Origin of the sequence: Ornithinimicrobium sufpigmenti, from assembly GCF_004322775.1 — a bacterium.
Taxonomy (GTDB): domain Bacteria; phylum Actinomycetota; class Actinomycetes; order Actinomycetales; family Dermatophilaceae; genus Ornithinicoccus; species Ornithinicoccus sufpigmenti.
Genome location: NZ_CP036403.1, coordinates 2,273,462 through 2,290,876 on the forward strand (window position 1 = coordinate 2,273,462; position 17,415 = coordinate 2,290,876).

General features: G+C 71.5%; 21 protein-coding genes. 8 read left to right on the forward strand and 13 right to left on the reverse strand.

Annotated features, from left to right (window positions below; genetic code table 11):
- Positions 1–8: 8 nt before the first annotated feature.
- The 7 genes from ESZ52_RS10395 to ESZ52_RS10425 form a co-directional block, all read right to left on the reverse strand.
- A complete protein-coding gene (locus ESZ52_RS10395; protein WP_131104881.1) occupies positions 9–506 on the reverse strand; it encodes a (2Fe-2S)-binding protein in 498 nt (165 codons plus the stop codon).
- A 135-nt stretch (positions 507–641) separates the two neighbouring features.
- Positions 642–821: a hypothetical protein gene (locus ESZ52_RS10400; protein ID WP_131104882.1), complete on the reverse strand. Its 180-nt coding sequence runs from the start codon at positions 819–821 to the stop codon at positions 642–644.
- Positions 818–1,249: a hypothetical protein gene (locus tag ESZ52_RS10405; RefSeq protein ID WP_131104883.1), complete on the reverse strand. Its 432-nt coding sequence runs from the start codon at positions 1,247–1,249 to the stop codon at positions 818–820. The genes ESZ52_RS10400 and ESZ52_RS10405 overlap by 4 nt, the downstream gene beginning before the upstream one ends.
- On the reverse strand, positions 1,246–1,581 hold the full coding sequence (locus tag ESZ52_RS10410) for a hypothetical protein (protein ID WP_131104884.1): 336 nt from the start codon (positions 1,579–1,581) through the stop codon (positions 1,246–1,248). Before ESZ52_RS10410 ends, ESZ52_RS10405 begins: the two co-directional genes overlap by 4 nt.
- Positions 1,578–2,441, reverse strand: coding sequence for a slipin family protein (locus ESZ52_RS10415; protein WP_131104885.1), 864 nt, complete (start codon positions 2,439–2,441; stop codon positions 1,578–1,580). The genes ESZ52_RS10410 and ESZ52_RS10415 overlap by 4 nt, the downstream gene beginning before the upstream one ends.
- Positions 2,434–3,192, reverse strand: a complete 759-nt coding sequence (locus ESZ52_RS10420) for a hypothetical protein (RefSeq protein ID WP_238154563.1) — start codon at positions 3,190–3,192, stop codon at positions 2,434–2,436. Before ESZ52_RS10420 ends, ESZ52_RS10415 begins: the two co-directional genes overlap by 8 nt.
- 8 nt (positions 3,193–3,200) lie before the next feature.
- Positions 3,201–5,630 (reverse strand): nitric-oxide reductase large subunit, encoded by a 2,430-nt coding sequence (locus tag ESZ52_RS10425; protein ID WP_131104886.1) that lies wholly within the window; start codon positions 5,628–5,630, stop codon positions 3,201–3,203.
- A 262-nt stretch (positions 5,631–5,892) separates the two neighbouring features.
- Between ESZ52_RS10425 and ESZ52_RS10430 the strand changes: the two genes are divergently transcribed.
- Positions 5,893–6,273 carry a hypothetical protein gene (locus tag ESZ52_RS10430; RefSeq protein WP_131104887.1) on the forward strand — a complete coding sequence of 127 codons (381 nt, stop codon included), beginning with the start codon at positions 5,893–5,895 and terminating at the stop codon, positions 6,271–6,273.
- A 48-nt stretch (positions 6,274–6,321) separates the two neighbouring features.
- Here ESZ52_RS10430 and ESZ52_RS10435 read toward each other — a convergent pair whose 3' ends face one another.
- The 4 genes from ESZ52_RS10435 to ESZ52_RS19290 all read right to left on the reverse strand — a co-directional run bounded on the left by ESZ52_RS10435 (position 6,322) and on the right by ESZ52_RS19290 (position 9,803).
- Positions 6,322–7,458 (reverse strand): XdhC family protein, encoded by a 1,137-nt coding sequence (locus ESZ52_RS10435; protein ID WP_131104888.1) that lies wholly within the window; start codon positions 7,456–7,458, stop codon positions 6,322–6,324.
- A 5-nt stretch (positions 7,459–7,463) separates the two neighbouring features.
- Positions 7,464–8,672, reverse strand: coding sequence for a vWA domain-containing protein (locus ESZ52_RS10440; protein ID WP_131104889.1), 1,209 nt, complete (start codon positions 8,670–8,672; stop codon positions 7,464–7,466).
- 10 nt (positions 8,673–8,682) lie between these two features.
- A complete protein-coding gene (locus ESZ52_RS10445) occupies positions 8,683–9,591 on the reverse strand; it encodes an AAA family ATPase (RefSeq protein WP_131104890.1) in 909 nt (302 codons plus the stop codon).
- A gap of 68 nt (positions 9,592–9,659) precedes the next feature.
- Complete coding sequence (locus ESZ52_RS19290) at positions 9,660–9,803, reverse strand: hypothetical protein (protein ID WP_181009998.1); 144 nt, start codon at positions 9,801–9,803, stop codon at positions 9,660–9,662.
- A 135-nt stretch (positions 9,804–9,938) separates the two neighbouring features.
- Here ESZ52_RS19290 and ESZ52_RS10450 point away from each other — a divergent pair, with 135 nt between their 5' ends.
- Positions 9,939–10,298: a GntR family transcriptional regulator gene (locus tag ESZ52_RS10450; protein ID WP_238154562.1), complete on the forward strand. Its 360-nt coding sequence runs from the start codon at positions 9,939–9,941 to the stop codon at positions 10,296–10,298.
- A gap of 16 nt (positions 10,299–10,314) precedes the next feature.
- Here ESZ52_RS10450 and ESZ52_RS10455 read toward each other — a convergent pair whose 3' ends face one another.
- Positions 10,315–10,992, reverse strand: a complete 678-nt coding sequence (locus tag ESZ52_RS10455) for a nucleotidyltransferase family protein (RefSeq protein WP_238154561.1) — start codon at positions 10,990–10,992, stop codon at positions 10,315–10,317.
- A 42-nt stretch (positions 10,993–11,034) separates the two neighbouring features.
- Between ESZ52_RS10455 and ESZ52_RS10460 the strand changes: the two genes are divergently transcribed.
- From ESZ52_RS10460 to ESZ52_RS10470, 3 genes are all read left to right on the forward strand, one after another.
- Entirely contained in the window at positions 11,035–11,403 is a 369-nt protein-coding gene (locus ESZ52_RS10460) for a pyridoxamine 5'-phosphate oxidase family protein (RefSeq protein WP_131104892.1), read from the forward strand.
- Positions 11,400–11,795, forward strand: coding sequence for a pentapeptide repeat-containing protein (locus ESZ52_RS10465; RefSeq protein WP_131104893.1), 396 nt, complete (start codon positions 11,400–11,402; stop codon positions 11,793–11,795). The genes ESZ52_RS10460 and ESZ52_RS10465 overlap by 4 nt, the downstream gene beginning before the upstream one ends.
- A gap of 139 nt (positions 11,796–11,934) precedes the next feature.
- Complete coding sequence (locus ESZ52_RS10470; RefSeq protein WP_131104894.1) at positions 11,935–13,017, forward strand: SGNH/GDSL hydrolase family protein; 1,083 nt, start codon at positions 11,935–11,937, stop codon at positions 13,015–13,017.
- Positions 13,018–13,026: 9 nt separating this feature from the next.
- Here ESZ52_RS10470 and ESZ52_RS10475 read toward each other — a convergent pair whose 3' ends face one another.
- The gene (locus ESZ52_RS10475) at positions 13,027–14,040 is read right to left on the reverse strand and encodes a lactonase family protein (RefSeq protein WP_238154560.1); all 1,014 of its coding nucleotides are present in this window, start codon (positions 14,038–14,040) and stop codon (positions 13,027–13,029) included.
- Between the two features lie 131 nt (positions 14,041–14,171).
- Between ESZ52_RS10475 and ESZ52_RS10480 the strand changes: the two genes are divergently transcribed.
- From ESZ52_RS10480 to ESZ52_RS10490, 3 genes are all read left to right on the forward strand, one after another.
- Positions 14,172–15,368: an FUSC family protein gene (locus ESZ52_RS10480; RefSeq protein WP_131104895.1), complete on the forward strand. Its 1,197-nt coding sequence runs from the start codon at positions 14,172–14,174 to the stop codon at positions 15,366–15,368.
- 128 nt (positions 15,369–15,496) lie between these two features.
- The gene (locus ESZ52_RS10485; protein ID WP_131104896.1) at positions 15,497–16,282 is read left to right on the forward strand and encodes a hemerythrin domain-containing protein; all 786 of its coding nucleotides are present in this window, start codon (positions 15,497–15,499) and stop codon (positions 16,280–16,282) included.
- 10 nt (positions 16,283–16,292) lie between these two features.
- Positions 16,293–17,282 (forward strand): glycoside hydrolase family 43 protein, encoded by a 990-nt coding sequence (locus ESZ52_RS10490; RefSeq protein WP_238154559.1) that lies wholly within the window; start codon positions 16,293–16,295, stop codon positions 17,280–17,282.
- Positions 17,283–17,415 lie beyond the last annotated feature (133 nt).

Consider the following 17,415-nt stretch of genomic DNA (forward strand, 5'->3'; position numbering starts at 1 on the left):
GGTCGTCGTCACGACTGCTCACCCCCAGAGGTGCCAACGCTGCTCGAGGCGCCCGAAGCCTGCAGGATCGCCTTGACGATGTTGTGGTAGCCGGTGCACCGGCACAGGTTGCCCTCCATGCCGTGCCGGACCTCGTCCTCGGTGGGCTGGGGGTTCTCGGCCAGCAGGTCGGTGGCCTGCATGATCATCCCCGGCGTGCAGTAGCCGCACTGCAGGGCGTGACAGTCGCGGAAGGCCTCCTGCAGCGGAGTGAGCTGTCCACCGGGGCCGGCCAGGCCCTCGATCGTGATCACCTCTCGCCCGTCGGCCTGCACCGCCAGCACGTTGCAGGACTTCACGCTGCGGCCGTCGAGGTGGACGGTGCAGGCGCCGCAGTTGCTCGTGTCGCAGCCGACCACCGTCCCCGTCTTGCCCAGGTGTTCGCGCAGATAGTGGACGAGCAGGGTGCGGGGTTCGACCTCGTCGGTATAGCTCGTGCCGTCGACCTTCACGGTGATCTTCGTCATGCGGCTCTCCTCGCCGGACCAGGGACTTCGATGTCGCCCCTGATCCTGCCGTGCCGCAGGTCACACCGCAATACCCCACACCGCGCGTCGCAGGCTCGGTCGGTCGACGGCCCGGTCGAGGCCGGCCTACGAACATCAGAACAGGACGAAGCAGCTGATCCCGAAGGCGATGAGGAAGCCGAACAGGACGACGCTCATGAAGTTGTTCTCCGCGGCGCTGGGCGCCCGGTCCTCCGGCACCCACTCATCCGGTGTCGACCGGGCGAGGTGGGCGGCCGGCGCCTTCTCGGCCCTGGGTCGGTCCGTCCCGCTCATGGCGTCACTCCCAGTCTGCTCAGTTCGGTGCTGGTCGAGATGGCGAGGATCGCGAAGACGACCGCGATGAACGCTGTGTAGGTCCACCGGTGCGTGTGGTCGGCCCGCCAGAACCGACGCAGGCTGATCGCACCGGTCACCGCGGCGACCGCACACAGCGCCAGTCCGACCGGAGCCGCGACCCAGCCGCCGAGGCTCAGGATCGGCAGCAGGACCGGGACGACCACGTAGGTCACGACGCAGCGCAGGGCCGAGATGACCACGGAGATCCGGAAGGTGTGGTGTGCACCCTCCCCCGAGCCCAGGTCGACGCGCGTGACGCCCAGCATCCGCCGCATCCACCGGTCCGCGGCCCGCTCGGACCGGAACTCCCGGCGGCTTCCCGCCCTAGGCTCCGCCGGGCGTGCCGGCGCCTGGGAGGTGCTCACGCCCGTTCCTCCTGCTTCCTCGCCCTGGCGTCGAGCCACAGCCGCCGCGCTCCCAGGAGGACGGCGACCATGCCCAGGGCACCGATGATGCAACCGATGGCGAAGCCCCAGTAGATGGGGTCCATCCGGCTGGAGACCTCCTCGCTCCCCCGTGTGCTGCCGATGAGGATCCCGAAGAACGGGGCCAGCACGGCCACGATGGCACCGCCGAGCACTCCCCAGAAGCCCGGCGGGGTGGGCACGAGACGCACCGGGCGGCCGGGCGGTGCGGGTCTGTCGTCATCCACCAGCTGCACGTCGGCATCAGTCCTGGTGGGCTCTGTGTTCGTCATCGTGCTCGCCCTTCCGCGCGGTCGTCGACCACGGCGATGCTGTGCCCGTTGGGCGGGGTACGGGTGGGGGGTGTCTCAGGTGCCGGGTCGGCGCCGGAGGAGAACCGGTTCAGAGCACCCATCAGCGGCCCGACGATGTCCATCGGCAGGGGGAAGACCACCGTGGAGTTCTGGTCGGCGCCCAGCTCCAGCAGCGTCTGCAGATAGCGCAGCTGCAACGCGGCCGGGGCCTCGCTGAGGGTCTTGGCCGCGTCCCGCAGCTCCTCGGATGCCTCGAGCTCGCCGTGGGCGCTGATCACCTTGGCCCTGCGCTCGCGCTCCGCCTCGGCCTGGCGCGCCATCGCACGCTGCATCATCTCGGGGATCTCCACGTCCTTGATCTCCACCACGTCGACGTCCACGCCCCATGGCACGGCCTGATGGGCGATCGACTGGTAGAGGTCCTCGTTCAGGTCCGCCCGGTGGGCCAGGAGGGTGTCCAGATCGGCACGACCGACCACTGAGCGCAGGGTCGTCTGGGCGAACTGGGACGTGGCCACCGCGTGGTTCTCGACGGCCATGATCGAGCGCACGGGGTCGGCGACCTTGAACATCACCACCGCGTTCACCCGGGCCGTCACGTTGTCACGCGTGATGACCTCCTGCGGCGGGATCGTCAGCGTCACCACCCGTAGATCCACCCGGACCGAGCGGTCCAGGAAGGGCAGCATGAAGACCAGGCCGGGCCCGAGCGCTCCCCGTAGCCGGCCGAGCCGGAAGACCACCAGCCGCTCGTACTCGCGCACCACCTTCATCGAGGCGATGAGCAGCGCGAGCAGGACGGCGGCCACCACGATGGCGACGATCACGGTGTTAGGCATGTCGTTGAGCTCCTTCCTGGGCTTCCGCCCCGGCTTCCCTCCGGTCAGAGGCATACCGGGTCCGGCCGAGCACGAGGGGGACGGGCGCCTGCGGTGCCTCGAGGATGGCGCGCCGGTCGGAGGTGTAGGTGGTGCGCCGACGCCGGACGGTCTCGGCCGCCTGCGTCCGCTCCACCAGGTTCTGGTCCAAAGACTTGAACAGCACCCCATCCGGAGCCACGGGGCTGCGTCGCAGGTGCGACCACAGCGGCAGCCCGACGATCGCGACGAGTCCCGCGGTCGAGAGCAGCAGGACCTGGCTCGTCCAGTGCCCGACGGTGAACGCGGTGACCACGGGGAACACCACGGCCAGAACGGTGACCGCGCAGGCGATCCCCCGGTGGAAGCGGGCGGACTCGGAGGCCGGCCACGCATCGACAGCCCGGCCCAGCTCACGGCCGTCGTCGGCGGAGGTGCAGGTGTCCTTGACCGGGCAGGAGTTGCAGACGGTCGGGCTGCCGCGGTACCGCATCACCCGGTTCTCGGGGTCGAACGACTGGGGCCACAGCCATTGGTCCTCCGGGCACAGCCAGGCGTCATGGTCCTCGTGGTAGGTGAAGCCGGGCGCCTGAAGCCTGTCGTGAGCGGTGTGGGCACGTCTGGCGAGCAGGTCGATGGCGTAGGCGACCAGCAGGAGCACGATGCCGTAGCCGCCGGCCAGCCAGGCAGGCACCTCGACGGTGCTCATGGCGGTGCTCATGGCGGTGCTCATGGCGGTGCTCACCTCGCCGCCCCGTCCCCGTCGTCGCGTCGGCGGTCCGAGGCGTACCCCCTCCGCGGTGGTATCTCGGCGGTGGTGACCGTCGCCGTCGCCGAGGCGGTGGAGCGGCCGGTGCGGTCCTCGCGGGCCTCGGGGCTCTCCACGACGAAGAGGGTCTCCGGCTCCATGCTCGTGACCGTCGGCCTGACGCCATACCGCACGCCGAGATAGGTGATGTAGACGAACGGCAGGATGCCGCCGATGAGGAAAATCACGTCCCCGGGCATGCGCATCCACTCCAGCGCCACGTTGCCCGGTTGGGTGAGGTAGGCCAGGGTGCGGGCCTCGTAGTAGCCCTGGTTGACCGAGGCCCAGAGCTGCAGCGTGCCCAGCGGCAGCAGGGTGGCGAACATCATCCAGGCCAAACCGATGTTGAGCGACCAGAAGGAGATGCTGGCCAGACGGTCGGGCCATCTCTGCGGCGGGATGATGTAGCGCAGCGCGAACAGCGCCAGACCGACGGCCAGCATGCCGTACACGCCCATCATGGCGCCGTGGGCATGGTTGGCGGTCAGGGCAGTGCCGATCTGAAAGTAGGACACGATGGGCAGGTTCACCAGGAAGCCGAAGACGCCCGCGCCGAGGAAGTTCCAGAACCCGACTGCGACGAGGAACATGACCGCCCAGCGGTGCGGGAAGGGTGCGCTCGAGCGCGACTCCTGCCTGGCTCCCAGCTGCAGGAACGTCCAGGCCTCGATGGTCAGGAAGGTGAGGGGGATGACCTCCAGGGCGGAGAACACCGCGCCGAGCGCCATGTGCTCGACCGGGGTGCCGGAGAAGTAGAGGTGGTGCATGGTGCCGATCACGCCACCCACCGAGTAGAGGATGACGTCCAGGAAGATGAGCTGGATGGCGATCTTGCGGCGCACCACGCCGAGCATGACGAACAGGTAGGCCACCATGACCGTGGTGAACAGCTCGAGGAAGTCCTCCACCCACAGGTGCACGACCCAGAAGCGCCAGAACTCGGCGACCGTCAGGTGCGTGGTGTTCATCGCCAGCAGCCCCACCGCGTAGAAGGCGGGGATGGCCAGGGCTGCATAGGTGAACAGCCATGGCATGTTGAACTTCGACTCGGTGCACAGCCGCGAACGGATCGCGCGGACGATGATGAGGAACCACAGGAACAGCCCGATCACCAGGAGGATCTGGAAGAACCTGGGGAGGTCAAGATACTCCCACTGCTGGGAGAAGAAGGGGGATCCTTCGGCCCAGTCCGGGCCGTAGATGCTGATGGCGGTGCCGCCCAGCATGCCCACCACCACGAGCGCCAAGGCGCCCAGCAGGCCGTAGGACAGCAGGTGCTGCCCGCGTGGCTCGCGGCCGGAGATGATCGGGGCGAGGAAGATCGCGGCGGCCAGGAAGGCGGCAGCGGTCCACAGCAGGGACAGCTGCACGTGCCAGGTCCGGGCCAGGTTGAAGGGGAAGATCTGCGCCAGGTCGAAGCCGAAGAAGCCCTCGAGCTCGACCCGGTAGTGCTCGACGGACGCGCCCACGGTGGCCTGGATGAGGAACAGGAGAGAGATCACCAGGAAGAACCAGGCTGTGGACTTCTGCGCCTTGGTGATCCCCACCTCCCCGGGCTGGAGAAAGCGCAGGCTGGTGGTGTCGCTGCCCTTCCAGCCCAGGTTCTCGCTCCAGCGACCGTAGGCGGCGAACAGCACGCCGAGGCCCGCGAGCAGGGCGACCAGAGAGATGCCTGACCAGACCAGGATGTCGGCCGTGGGCTGGTTGTTGACGCGAGGCTCGGGAGGCCAGTTGTTGGTGTAGGAGTAGTCGAGCCCCGGGCGTTCGGCCGCGCTCGCCCAGGCCGTCCAGCCGTAGAAGGCCGTCAGGTCGTGGATGTCCTGCGGGTCGGTGATCTTGCTGGGGATGAGCCCGTGCGCGGTGGTCGGTTCGCCGAAGAAGCGTGCGTAGTGCTGCGTGATCTCCTCGAAGGCACTGACCTGCTCCGGAGTGAGGACGAGGGTGCCGCTGGCCTCGTCGTACCGGTTGGTCCTCTGCATCTGCGCCGTCGCGGCCTGCGGGTCCTGCACCCCCTGCTGCACGAGCGAGTCGTAGATGTGCTCGCTGCTCAGGCGGAGGTACTCGGCCGTGTAGTCGGGGCCGAGGTAGGCACCATGGCCCACGATGGAGCCGTACTGCTGCAGCCCTCGGGTGAGGAAGATGTTCTGGCCGCTCGTGATCTCCTCCCCCGTGTAGACCACCTCCCCCGACTCGCTGACCACCTCCTGGGGCAGCGGCATGGATGCGGTGTAGGTCCGGTAGGCCAGAACCCCCATGACGAAGAACCCGAAGAGCAGCACGAGCGCGACACCCTGCACCCAGCCCTTGGATATCGCGATTTCAGACTTCGGGTTCTGCTGCGCGGTTTTGTCTGTCAGGCTCACGAGCGCTTATCCCGTCTATGCGAGGCGGCCCGGCCGGATACCGGTCGACAGCACCAGAGAGTACTCAGGGCTTTCTAAGTCCGTCAATCATCTAAATTCAACCGATCAAGAACGGGTCCGAGACACATGCACCGAGCAGGAAACATACGCTGTTTGTTGAAATAGGCACTAATTCCTAGGGAACTTGTGTCCGCGCGGGCGGCCGCCTGAGGCAGCTACCCAGCGGTGCCGCTCCCCCGGCCCGCGGGCTACGGTGGAAGCCATGCCCGCCGCACCTCAGACTCCTCCCGCGTGGCTGGTCGTGCTCACCGCAGTGGTGGCCGTGGCCCCCTTCATGGTCCTCGGTGACCTGGTCGGAGCCTCAGCCCGGGCGATCGTGACCCTGCGGGTCGGGGTCGTCATCGTCAGCATCATCGCCGTCCTGCTGTGGCGGGCGCTGCACCGCAGCTTCGGGCCGGTGGCCGCCCGCGTGGGCATCGTGGCCATCGCCTTCTTCGGCTTCGTCGCCATCACGCTGGTCTCGCGCATGGCGGCCTTCCCGGACCCGGTCTTCGCGCTGCCCTTCCTCTTCCCGGTCTGGCTGGCCGCGGTGCTCTTCGTCGCCAGTGCCGTGACCGACCGCTCGCGGCACCGCCTCGGCTAGCGGCGCCCTCCTCGATCGGCTCAGCCTCGTGGGCTCAGCCTCGCCGACTCAGTCCTCGTGCCGGTGGATCGGCCCGTCGATGTCGCGCAGCGGGTCCCCGCCACCGCCCCAGCGCAGGGCGATGATCTCCGCCGCGACCGAGACGGCGGTCTCCTCGGGGGTCCGGGCACCCAGGTCGAGCCCGATGGGGCTGCGCAGCCGCGACAGCTCCTCGTCGGTGAGCCCCTCCTCGCGGAGTCGTGCCAGCCGGTTCTCGTGGGTGCGCCGTGAGCCCATGGCGCCGACGTAGGCCAGCGGGGGCCCGTCCGGACCGAGCAGGGTGGTCAGCAGCGGCACGTCGAACTTGGGGTCGTGGGTGAGCACGCACGCCACCGTGCGCTCGTCCAGGGCGTCCAGGGCAACCTGCTCCTCGACGAACCGGTGCGGCCAGGACACGACCACCTCGTCCACGTCCGGGAACCGGCTGTGGGTGGCGAAGACGGGACGGGCGTCGCAGACCGTGACGTGGTAGCCGAGGAAGGAGCCGATCCTGGCGACGGCGGCGGCGAAGTCGATGGCGCCGAAGACCAGCATCCGCGGGCGGGGCGCGTAGGAGGCGACGAACACGCGTAGACCCTCGCCGCGGCGCTCGCCCTGGGGTCCGTACTCCAGGGTCGCGGTGCGGCCCTGGGCGAGCATCCCGCGGGCGTCGTCCAGCACCGAGTGGTCGATCCGTTCGGTGCCCAGCGTGCCGCTGGTCGGCTGGCCCTCCGGGCGGATCACCAGGTGCCTGCCCAGGTATGCGGCGTCCGGGTGGGCCACGACGGTCGCCACCGCGACGGGACGGCCCGCGTCGATGTCCTCGGCCACCTCGCCCAGCTCGGGGAAGTCCTGCGGCGAGACGCGCTCGACGAAGACGTCCAGGATGCCCCCGCAGGTCAGACCCACCCCCATGGCCTCGTCGTCGGACACGCCATACCGTTGCAGCACAGGAGAACCGGAGGCGATGACCTCCTGGCCCAGCTCGTAGACCGCGCCCTCGACGCAGCCCCCGGAGACCGACCCGACGGCCTCGCCGTCGGAGCCGACGAGCATGGACGCCCCGGGCTGCCGCGGCGCGGACTTCCACGTCCCGACCACGGTGCCCATGGCCACCTGCTCCCCGGATCGCCACCAGGTCAGCAGCTTCTCAAGTACGTCACGCATATCCGCTAGGTTCTCACGCCCGCCGCGCCGCCCACCACGGAGAGCACCTCTTCGAAGGCGGCCAGCGAGTGTCCCGCGATGAAGTCGTCGACGTGGGGCAGGACGGCGACGATGCCGGCCTGCACCGGTGCATACCCTTCCTTGCCGCGGTGCGGGTTGACCCACACCACGCGGTGAGCCAGGGAGCGCAGCGCGCGTAGCTGCTCACCGAGCAGCTCCGGCGCGGCGCGCTCCCACCCGTCGCTGAACACCACCACGACCGCACCGCGGGCCATGCCCCGTCGTCCCCACCGGCGCAGGAACACCGCCAGCGACTCCCCCAGCCGAGTCCCGCCCGACCAGTCCGGCACGACCTCGCCGGCGGCGAGCAGCGCCCGGTCCGGGTCCCGCTCGCGCAGGGCGCGCGTCACGTGGGTCAGCCGCGTGCCGACGGTGAACACCTCGGTCGACCGGGGTGCCGCCTGCACCATCGTGTGCGCGAGGCGCAGCAGGGCGTCGGCGTAGGCGCTCATCGAGCCGCTCACGTCGACCAGCAGCACCACCCTGCGCGGGCGGTCGACCCGCCGGCGACGCCGGATCCGGCTGGGCTCGCCCATCTGCCGCAGCAGCGCCCGCACCGTGGCGTGGCCGTCGACCCCGCCGCGGTGGCTCGGGGTATGCCGTCGCCCGCGGCGGATCGGCGGGCGCGGCCTGAGCAGCGCGAACTGCCGGCGCAGGGCGGCCCGGTCCTGGGGCGAGAGGCCGGCCACGTCGCGGTGGCGCAGCACCTCCTGCGCGGAGGCGGCCGCCTTCACCAGGTCCTGGTCGTCGGGCCCGTCCGGTCCGCCGCCTTCGCCGGGGTCGTCGAGGCTGGCCTGGACCGTGCTGGTCCGGGGGGTCTCCTGCGGCGTGACCGCATGCATCGGCTGTCCGCCGAACCACCCGGTGAAGACCCTGTTGTAGGGCGCCAAGTCCGCCGGGGAGGCGGTGAGCGTGGCCCGTCCGGCCCAGTAGACGGATTCCCGCGACCGCAGCCCCACCTCGGCGCAGGCGCGGAGGAAGCCACGCTCCCGGTCGGCCGTGACCGGCAGCCCAGCGGCCCGGCAGGCACGGGCGAATCCGCCCAGCGTCTGCGCGGCGTCCCAGGACGACGTCGTCGTCGCTGGGTCCGTCGCTGCGTCCGTCGTGGCGTCCGCCGCAGCCGGGTGCGTGGTGGCGGGATCGGCGGCGTTCATCCGAGCGGCCTCAACGGGTGAGCATGCGGTCCAGCGCGACCCGGACCCGCTCGGCGTCCTCGCGGTACTTCACCGCAGCGCCCATGGTGGCCGCCGCGACCTCGGGGTCGAGGCGGCTCTGCCCGAGCGCGGCCAGCGCCCGTGCCCAGTCGAGGGTCTCGGCGACGCCGGGGGGCTTGACCAGGCCCTCGTCCGCGCGCAGCCGCTGAACCACCTCGACCACCTCCCGGGCGAGCGTCTCCTCGACCTCCGGCAGCCGGGCCCGCACGATCGCCAGCTCGCGCTCCAGCCCCGGGTGCTCGATCCAGTGGTAGAGGCACCGCCGCTTGAGCGCGTCGTGCAGCTCCCGGGTGCGGTTGGAGGTCAGCACCACCAGCGGTGGTGTCGTCGCCCGCACGGTCCCCAGCTCGGGGATCGTCACCGACCACGTGGACAGCACCTCGAGCAGGAAGGCCTCGAACTCGTCGTCGGCCCGGTCCACCTCGTCGACGAGCAGGACGCAGGGCGCCTCCTGCAACGCGCGCAGCACCGGCCTGGCCTGCAGGAAGCGCTCGTCGAAGAGCTCGGCCTCCAGGTCCGCGCTGGACCCGACCGCCCCGGCGTCGCGGTGCGCGGCGGCCGCGGTCTCCACGGCCCGCAGGTGCAGGATCTGCCGGGGGAAGTCCCAGTCGTAGAGCGCCTGGCTGGCCTCGATCCCCTCGTAGCACTGCAGTCGGATCAGCGGCACGCCCTGCAGCTGCGCCAGCGCCTCGGCGAGCGCGGTCTTGCCCGTGCCGGGCTCGCCCTCGAGCAGCAGCGGCCGCTGCAGCCGGTGCGCCAGCCAGGTCACCGTCGCCAGCCCCTCGTCGGCCAGGTAGGCCGTGCCGGTCAGGGCGTCGGCGAGTGCCTGCGGGCTGTCGAACGCGGCGCTGGGCTCCATGGTCGTGGAGTCTAAGGCGGGGTGCCGGGGGGCGGTCCGGGCGCCCCTCCCCCGGTCCGTCAGGTGCGCTACTCGCCCTCCGGCTCCTCGGTCGCCTCCGGGTCCTCCTCCGGCTCGAAGGTGTTGGGCTCGTCGTCCATGCCCATGCCCGCCCCCTCCTCGTTCAGGGGCTCCTGCTGTCCCTCGTGCTCCGACCCCGACTGCTCACTCATGCTCGTGTCCTCTCGCTCCTCCGTCGCCGCGCCGTTCACCACGGGCGGGTTGTCCTCGCAGTCTGCTCGGCGGCCCCGCGGTCGTCCATGCGAAGCGCGTTGACGGCAGCCGGCCGGTCTGCCTACTGTCCGGGGGTGGCCCGGATCGACGTCTGGAAGGTGGACAGCGGTCTGCCGACCCCTGCCTACGAGCAGATCGTCGACCAGACCGTCGCGGCGATCGGAACGGGCCGGCTGGTCCCCGGCGAGAAGCTGCCCCCGGTGCGGGCGCTGGCCACGCAGCTCGGGGTGGCCGTCAACACGGTCGCGAAGGCCTACCGGCAGCTCGAGGAGGAGGGGCATGTCGAGACCAGGGGCCGTGGTGGCACGTTGGTGCGTGCGGGGCACGGACCGGCCTCGGCCAGCGGGCGCGCGGCGGAGGCGCTGGCCCGCGCTGCGCGCGACGACGGCCTGGAGCTGGACGAAGCTGTCGGGCTGCTCCGGCGCAGCTGGTGACCCGGCCCCGAAGCGCTCACGCCTGCCCCTCGGACCCTGCCTGCTCTGTCCCCGCGGGCCGAACGTCAGGCGTGTCCACGTCCGTCCCCGTCGCAAGGTCTCCGCACTCCACCGGCTCGGGTCTGGCCCTGCGCAGGTAGGCGCGCGCACCGGCGTCACCGCGGGCGACGTCGAGCACCGCCTGCCAGTGGTCCTGACCCAGCAGCACCGGGTGCCCCGGCACGCCCCGGTATGCCGCCCGCACCAGGGCGTCCTGCCCGACGCCCGCGGCACCGGCAGGCTGGGCGGCAAGCAGCCGCGCGATGACGTCGGGGCCGACGTCCGGCAGGTCCACGAGGTGCACGAGGGACTGCGCAGGGATGGTGCGTCCACGGGTCGCCAGCGCCGTCAGCCCCGCCCGCAGGGACTCCCCCATCCCCTGCTCCCAGGTGCCGCACCGGGTGGTGGCAACCCGAGCGTCGCTCATGCCCGCCACCAGCGACTCGACCTCCTCGGCCGCGGCACCGGTCACCACCAGCACGTCTCCGCACCCGCCGTCGAGCAGAGTCCGCACCGCGCGCACCACCCAGGGGCCTGAGCCGTCGTCGACCAGCGCCTTGGGTCCGCCGTACCTGCGTCCCGCACCCGCGGCCAGCAGCAGGCCGGTGACCCTGCCGGAGGGACGGATGGACGGCGGCGCGGACGGCATACCCATGTCGCCAGTCTGCCTGTCCGACGGTTGGGCCAGGATGGGGGCATGAGCATCCTGGTGGACCTGTCGGAGCTGGCCGAGGCGGTGCCCAGGCACCCGACCGCGTACCTGCTGATCGCCGGCGAGGACCGGCCGCACGTCGGCGAGGTGGAGGTCGAGGTGCGGGACGACGTCCTCGTCCTCCCGCGGCCCGGCCGCACGGCCCGCAGGGTCCTGCCCGGGAGCCCGCTGGTGACCCTGCTGCTGCCGCCGTACGAGCCCGAGGGCTACAGCCTGGTGGTCGACGGGTCGGCCGAGCTGGTCGACGATCAGGTGCGGATCACCCCCAGCCACGCCGTGCTGCACCGCCGACCACGCCCGGACTCCCCGTCGTCGGCGACCGGTTGCGAGGGCGACTGCCAGCCGCTGTCATGACGGAGGTCGTGGGTCAGCGTTTCGTCGACGAGGACTGGTATGCCGCAGAGCTGACCTCGCGCACCTACCGCGACTGCGCCTTCGTCGACATCGATCTGACCGAGGCCGAGACCCGCGGTTGCCGGTTCGAGGGGTGCTCCTTCGAGCAGGTCAGGTTCAACGCCTCGGTGCACCGGCAGTCGTCCTTCACCGCCTGCACCTTCAGCACGACCTCCTTCTTCGGCGCCGCGCTGGAGGGCTGCCGCCTGGACGGCAGCAGCTTCGTCCGGTGCACGCTGACGCCGCTCACCGGAGCTGACCTGGCCGGTGCCGCCGTGCGCGGCGCCCGGCTCGACGTGCTCGGCGCCGTCGCCCTGAGCATGTCGCTGGGTGCCGTCGTCGATCCCGACTGACCCGGGTGCGCCTCCGGGGCGGGCGCAGCCCGCCGGGGTCTCGCGACGAGAACTGACGGGTGGGCGCGAGGGTAAAGGTTGGGCAAAATCCCATCTCGACGCCTTGCGGCGCGCCGAGCAGGGAGGGCAGCGTCTGGACATGAGCCTCCGCCCGAGCACCGTACTCACCTCCGTCACCGCAGTCTCGGCGCTCGGCCTGCTGGCCGGGGCCGCCCTGCCCGTCCAGGCCGAGGAGCCATCGCACTACGTCGCCCTGGGCGACTCCTTCTCCGCGGGTACCGGGACCCGGGCCGAGGTCGACGACTGCTACCGCTCGCCGCACGGCTTCCCGGCCCTGCTCGCCGACGCGCACGGGCTGCAGCTGGACTACCAGGCCTGCTCCGGTGCCGAGACCGCAGACGTGCGCCGGGACCAGCTGGGCGCCCTCTCCCCCGCCACGGACTACGTGACGATAACCATCGGCGGCAACGACCTGGGGTACGCGAGCGTGATCACCCAGTGCGCCCTGCCCGGGTGGCTGTCCAACTGCCAGGGCCGGATCAACGACGCACTGGCTCTCCTGCACAGCCAGATGCCGCAGCGCTACGACGCGCTGTTCGCCGAGATCGCCGCGCGCGCTCCGGCCGCAGACGTCGTCATCGGCAACTACCCCCACCTGTTCAACGGACGCGACTGCAACCTGGCCACCTTCTTCAGCGCCGCCGAGATGCGGGCCCTCAACGGCGCGACCGACCAGCTGGCCGACGTCATCGCCGAGCGGACCCAGGCGGCCGGGTTCCGGTCTGTCGACGCCCGCCCGGCCTTCCAGGGGCACGCCGTGTGCGACTCGCCGGAGTGGGTCAACGGCCTGAGCTGGCCGATCCAGGAGTCCTACCACCCCAACCGGGACGGCAACATCGGCTACGCCGACATCTTCTGGCCAGGCACCTCCGACACTGCCCCGACGAGCACCACCGGCTCTGCCACCGACAGCCGCGGCGCCTCGACCGGCGAGGCGACCGTGTCCCGCGCGCAGCAGGTGCGGGCCCAGGCCGACGCAGTGCTGGCGATGGACCTCACCGGCTCGACCAACCTGCGGCTCGCACGCGCGGAGGGTGTGCCCACGGGTGAGCTGACCCGGCTGGTGGCCCAGCTGCGCTCGGACGACCTCGCGACCCTGGAGCAGGCCCTGGCCGGGCTGGCCGCTCTGGACGAGCAGCACGCGACCCGCGCTGGACGCTGACGCCTGACCTCAGACGAAGCGGACCCAGTTCGCCCCGTTGCCGATCCCCGCGACGTCGACCTGGGTCAGCGTGCCGTCCTGCCCGACCTCGAGCAGCACCGCCTCCGTGGCGCGCTCACCGACGGACACCACATACCTCCCGTCGTCGCTGACCCGGAAGCCGCGCGGCTGCGTGGGCACCGGGGTGAACGCCACGGGCTCGCCCAGGCGCCCGTCCGTCAGCGGGACCGAGGTCATCAGGGAGGAGGTGCGCTCCGAGGCGAGCACGACGTCGCCGGCGACCCCGACGTCGGCGCCCCAGATGAGGTGTTCCTCCAGCGGGTCGGCGTCCATCCGGCTGTGCGACAGACCCTGGGACGGGTCGACGAAGCTGACCGTCTCGTGCGGCTGGAGGGTGCCGTCGTCGTCCAGGGTGAGCCGGAACAGCTCGCCGGAGTACTCGGTGACCAGGTAGGCGGTGCTGCTGTCCCGGTCGAGGATGAGGTGTCGTGGCCCGGACCCGTCCGGCATCGGCACGGTGGGCGGGTCGAGCGGGCTGAGCTCTCCCTCGGCGGAGAGAGCGTGCTGGGAGACCAGGTCGTCACCGAGGGAGACGAACCAGGCGTGCCCGGCGTGCGCGACCACGCAGTGCAGGTTTGCGTTCTCGGTCCGCGCGGTCGGCGCCCCGAGCGTCCCGTCCTGCACCGGCCACACCAGGCCGACCCCGCCCCCGTAGGAGGCGCCGAGCAGGAGGGTTGCCTCGCGCGAGAGCTCCAGGTAGGTCATGGAGGCCTCGACCGTGGTGCGGGAGCGCTCGGTGAGCTGCCCGGTCTCCCGGTCCAGGCTCAGGGTGGCGATCCCGGCCTGATCGCCCTTGTATGCCGCGTAGACCAGGTCGCGCCCCCGGTCCACCGCGAAGGTGCCGCACCCCTCCAGGCCCCCGGTGGTGGCCAGCACCTTCAACCGAGGTCGGTCCCCGCGGTGCAGGCGCAGGGTGCTGATGGTGCCGTCTCCGGCATTGGCGATCAGGACGATCTCGGTCATGCCCTCCAGGCTAGGCGCCTCCGCGACCGGTCTCATCCCGGAAGCGGCGCGGTGGGGTGAGATCGGCGGCTGGCACCAGGGTGCGTCGGTCCTCGGGGTGCGTCGGCGCGGAGGAGCCCTACCGTGGAGCCATGTCCCGCGTGCACCGGCTCCTGCGACGACGCGTGCCCATCGTCGCCGTCAAGGCCGCGCTGGCCAGCGGGGTCGCCTACTACCTGGGCTCCCTGCTGCCGGAACCCCTGGACGGCTACAGCTACTACGCCGCCCTCGGCGCCTTCACCGTTGTCGGGCTGGTCCTGGTCGACTCCGTCAAGGAGTCCTTGCAGGTCTTCGGCGCCGTCACCCTGGGCGTGGCCATCGCGGTGGGCGTGGAGGCGCTGACCTTCGCCAACCCCGTCACGGTCGCGGTCACGATCGCTGTAGGGGTGCTGCTGGGCTCCGCTCGGTTGTTCGGGGCACAGCGCACCTGGACCCCGATGGCCGCGCTCTTCGTGCTGGCCACCGGCGGGCCGGAACCTGGGGCGATGGCCCTGGGGTATGTCGTCCAGATCCCGCTCGGAGCTGTCGTCGGCGTCATCGTCAACGTGGTCCTCTTCGCGCCGCTCGGCGAGGACGACCTGCAGACCGCGGTGGCGGACGTGCAGGACCGGCTCGCGGTGCAGATGCGCAGCTACGCCGCGATCCTGCGCGACCAGAACGGCGACGGGACCAGGGAGGGGACCGCGACCCGTGACGCGGGGCAGGCCCTCGGCGCCGTGGGTGAGGACACGGAGGGCGTGGGTGAGGTCACGGAGGAGGCAACGGAGACCGAGGCCGCGGCCCGTCGAGGCGAGGTGGTGCACGCCAACGTGGTGGAGCTGGAGCAGGCGCAGGCCAAGCTCCGGTCGGCGATCATCGAGGCGCGGCGAGCCATGCGCGGCAACCCCCGGGCCAGGCTGCGTCAGTCGCGTGCCACCCGGGAGCTGGACCGCGCCGAGGCGCTCAGCCGGTGTGCCGCCACGCTCATGGCGGTCGGTGTGGTCCTGGGTCAGTCGGCCCCAGCCCTGAGCGAGGAGGGCATCGTGCTGCGCCGGCGTTCGGCCACCGCGCTGGACCAGGCCGCGGACGTCTTCGCCCACCCCGACGCCGCCCGTGCGGAGCCGCAGGTGGTGCAGCGGAGCCGGGAGAGCCTGGAGAGCGTGCTCGAGCACTCCCGGGTCATGCCCTCCCGGGACGGCCTGGACGACGTCCTCTTCGGCGCACTGGCCCTGGCGATCCGCGAATGCCTGCGCACCTTCACCCGGGAGGTCGCCGAGATCGTGGTCACCGAGGCCGACGGCAGCTCCTGACGTGCGACTGACGGGTACCTGACGAGCGCCCGAGGGTCGACTGAGCACGCCGGGGGCGGCTCGTCAGGACAGCCCCGCCCACCGCATACCACTCTGGGGATCTGGCGCCCGTCTCCGAGGAGGACTTCATGACCACGCTGTCGGCGGACCAACCGCCCCTGTCCCTCGCCCAGCAGGACCCGGCTGCCCTCGGGGGACGGCTCAGCGTGCTGTACCGCCAGCGTGCCGACCACATCCGTCTGGAGGAGCTCCTCCGCCAGCTGGACGCGACCCCGCTGGCCGGGCAGCGACCGATCCTGCTCGACCTCTACCGCCTCGTCTTCCCGCACGCCTTCGCCGAGGAGTCCGTCCTGTGGCCGGTGCTGCGCCGCGTCCTGCCCGAGGGGGAAGAGCTGACCCTCCAGGTCGAGCAGGAGCACCAGGAGGTCAACGAGGTCGTCTCGCGGCTGGAGGACCTGGAGATCACGGACCCTCGACGTGAACCGCTGCTGCAGCGGCTGGCCGGCCTGCTGCGCGAGGACGTCCGTGACGAGGAGGACGAGCTGCTGCCCGGGCTGCAGCAGCAGCTCACCCTGGGCCAGCTGCGCCGGCTGGGCCTGCTCTGGGAGGTCGTCCGGCGGGTCTCCCCCACCCGGGCCCATCCCGTCGTGGCCCGCAGACCGCCCGGCAACGTGGTGGCGGCGCTGCCGCTGACCGCCATCGACCGGACGAGGGACCTGCTGGAGCGGGTGGCCCTGCGCAGGGCACCCGCCCTCGCGAGCTGGCTGGCCGCCCTCGACCAGGAGCTCGGACGCGCGGCGCGCAGGGTGGAACGGCTCCCGATCATGCGCGCGGGCGAGCACGCGTCCACGCGGGTCGAGGCGGCGGGCGGTTCCCGGACCGGCGGGCATGCGGTCGGCACGGACCGCGGATGACCGAGAAGCCGTGAACGACATCCCCTCCACGGGGCCCGCCGCGCCGGCCGGGCACTACCGCAACCCGGTCCATCCGGGCTACTTCGCGGACCCGTTCGTGCTGCGCACCTCCGACCCGGGTCTGCCGAGGTATGTGGCCTACGGCACCGGGGGCCGCCACGGTGACCTCGTCTTCGAGGTGCTCACCGCCTCGGACCTCATCTCCTGGACCCTGGCCGGCGGAGCGCTGCAGGCCCTGGCACCCGAGGCAGGGACCGACTACTGGGCCCCCGAGGTGGCGGAGGCCGACGGCCGCTGGTGGATGTACTACTCCGTCGGCACGGGCGACGTGGGCCACTCCATGAGGGTCGCCGTCGCCGACAGCCCCCTGGGTCCCTTCCACGACTGCGGGGTCGACCTCACCCCGGACGAGCGGTTCGCCATCGACGGCCACCCCTTCCGCGACGATGACGGCACCTGGTACCTGTTCTACGCCAGGGACGTCCTGGACGGCACCCGGGTCGGGACCATGCTGGCCGTCGACGTCCTGGAGACGATGACCCGCCTTCGCGGCCGGCCCCGCACGGTCCTGCAGCCCAGCGCCGACTGGCAGATCTTCCAGCGGCAGCGCACCATCCACGGCGGGGTCTACGACTGGCACACGCTCGAGGGGCCGGCGGTCGTGCGCCGGGACGGTCGCTACTACTGCCTGTACTCCGGCGGTTCCTGGGAGGGTGAGGGATACGGCATGGGGTATGCCGTGGCCGACCACCCCCTCGGGCCCTGGCAGGACCCGCCGGGCAAGACGCGGCTGTTGGCGACTGTGCCGGGCAAGGTGCTGGGTCCTGGGCACGCCTCCGTGGTCCGCGGACCCGGTGACCGGGACGTCCTCGTCTACCACGCCTGGGACGTGGAGATGACCATGCGCCGGATGTGCATCGACCCGATCCGTTGGGGCCCGTCGGGACCGTCGGTGGACGGGCCCACGTGGGAGCCGGTGCGCCTGGACCGGGTGCGGTAGCTGCGGCGACAGGACCGCTGACGGACCGGCCGACGACCGCCGACGGGCAAACGTGACGGTTGAGCAGTACAGGACGGAAAAGCAGGAGTACAACTAGCCCATACCACGAGCGCCGTCTGCGCGATGCAGCGGC

Coding starts and splice junctions, on each gene's coding strand:
- ESZ52_RS10440 (WP_131104889.1), bottom strand. CDS start 8,672: ATGAACGCCGCCGATCCCGCCACCACGCACCCGGCTGCGGCGGACGCC.
- ESZ52_RS10480 (WP_131104895.1), top strand. CDS start 14,172: ATGTCCCGCGTGCACCGGCTCCTGCGACGACGCGTGCCCATCGTCGCC.
- ESZ52_RS10400 (WP_131104882.1), bottom strand. CDS start 821: ATGAGCGGGACGGACCGACCCAGGGCCGAGAAGGCGCCGGCCGCCCAC.
- ESZ52_RS10445 (WP_131104890.1), bottom strand. CDS start 9,591: ATGGAGCCCAGCGCCGCGTTCGACAGCCCGCAGGCACTCGCCGACGCC.
- ESZ52_RS10420 (WP_238154563.1), bottom strand. CDS start 3,192: ATGAGCACCGCCATGAGCACCGCCATGAGCACCGTCGAGGTGCCTGCC.
- ESZ52_RS10465 (WP_131104893.1), top strand. CDS start 11,400: ATGACGGAGGTCGTGGGTCAGCGTTTCGTCGACGAGGACTGGTATGCC.
- ESZ52_RS10460 (WP_131104892.1), top strand. CDS start 11,035: ATGAGCATCCTGGTGGACCTGTCGGAGCTGGCCGAGGCGGTGCCCAGG.
- ESZ52_RS10415 (WP_131104885.1), bottom strand. CDS start 2,441: ATGCCTAACACCGTGATCGTCGCCATCGTGGTGGCCGCCGTCCTGCTC.
- ESZ52_RS10475 (WP_238154560.1), bottom strand. CDS start 14,040: ATGACCGAGATCGTCCTGATCGCCAATGCCGGAGACGGCACCATCAGC.
- ESZ52_RS19290 (WP_181009998.1), bottom strand. CDS start 9,803: ATGAGTGAGCAGTCGGGGTCGGAGCACGAGGGACAGCAGGAGCCCCTG.
- ESZ52_RS10435 (WP_131104888.1), bottom strand. CDS start 7,458: ATGCGTGACGTACTTGAGAAGCTGCTGACCTGGTGGCGATCCGGGGAG.
- ESZ52_RS10485 (WP_131104896.1), top strand. CDS start 15,497: ATGACCACGCTGTCGGCGGACCAACCGCCCCTGTCCCTCGCCCAGCAG.
- ESZ52_RS10455 (WP_238154561.1), bottom strand. CDS start 10,992: ATGGGTATGCCGTCCGCGCCGCCGTCCATCCGTCCCTCCGGCAGGGTC.
- ESZ52_RS10430 (WP_131104887.1), top strand. CDS start 5,893: ATGCCCGCCGCACCTCAGACTCCTCCCGCGTGGCTGGTCGTGCTCACC.
- ESZ52_RS10410 (WP_131104884.1), bottom strand. CDS start 1,581: ATGACGAACACAGAGCCCACCAGGACTGATGCCGACGTGCAGCTGGTG.
- ESZ52_RS10470 (WP_131104894.1), top strand. CDS start 11,935: ATGAGCCTCCGCCCGAGCACCGTACTCACCTCCGTCACCGCAGTCTCG.
- ESZ52_RS10395 (WP_131104881.1), bottom strand. CDS start 506: ATGACGAAGATCACCGTGAAGGTCGACGGCACGAGCTATACCGACGAG.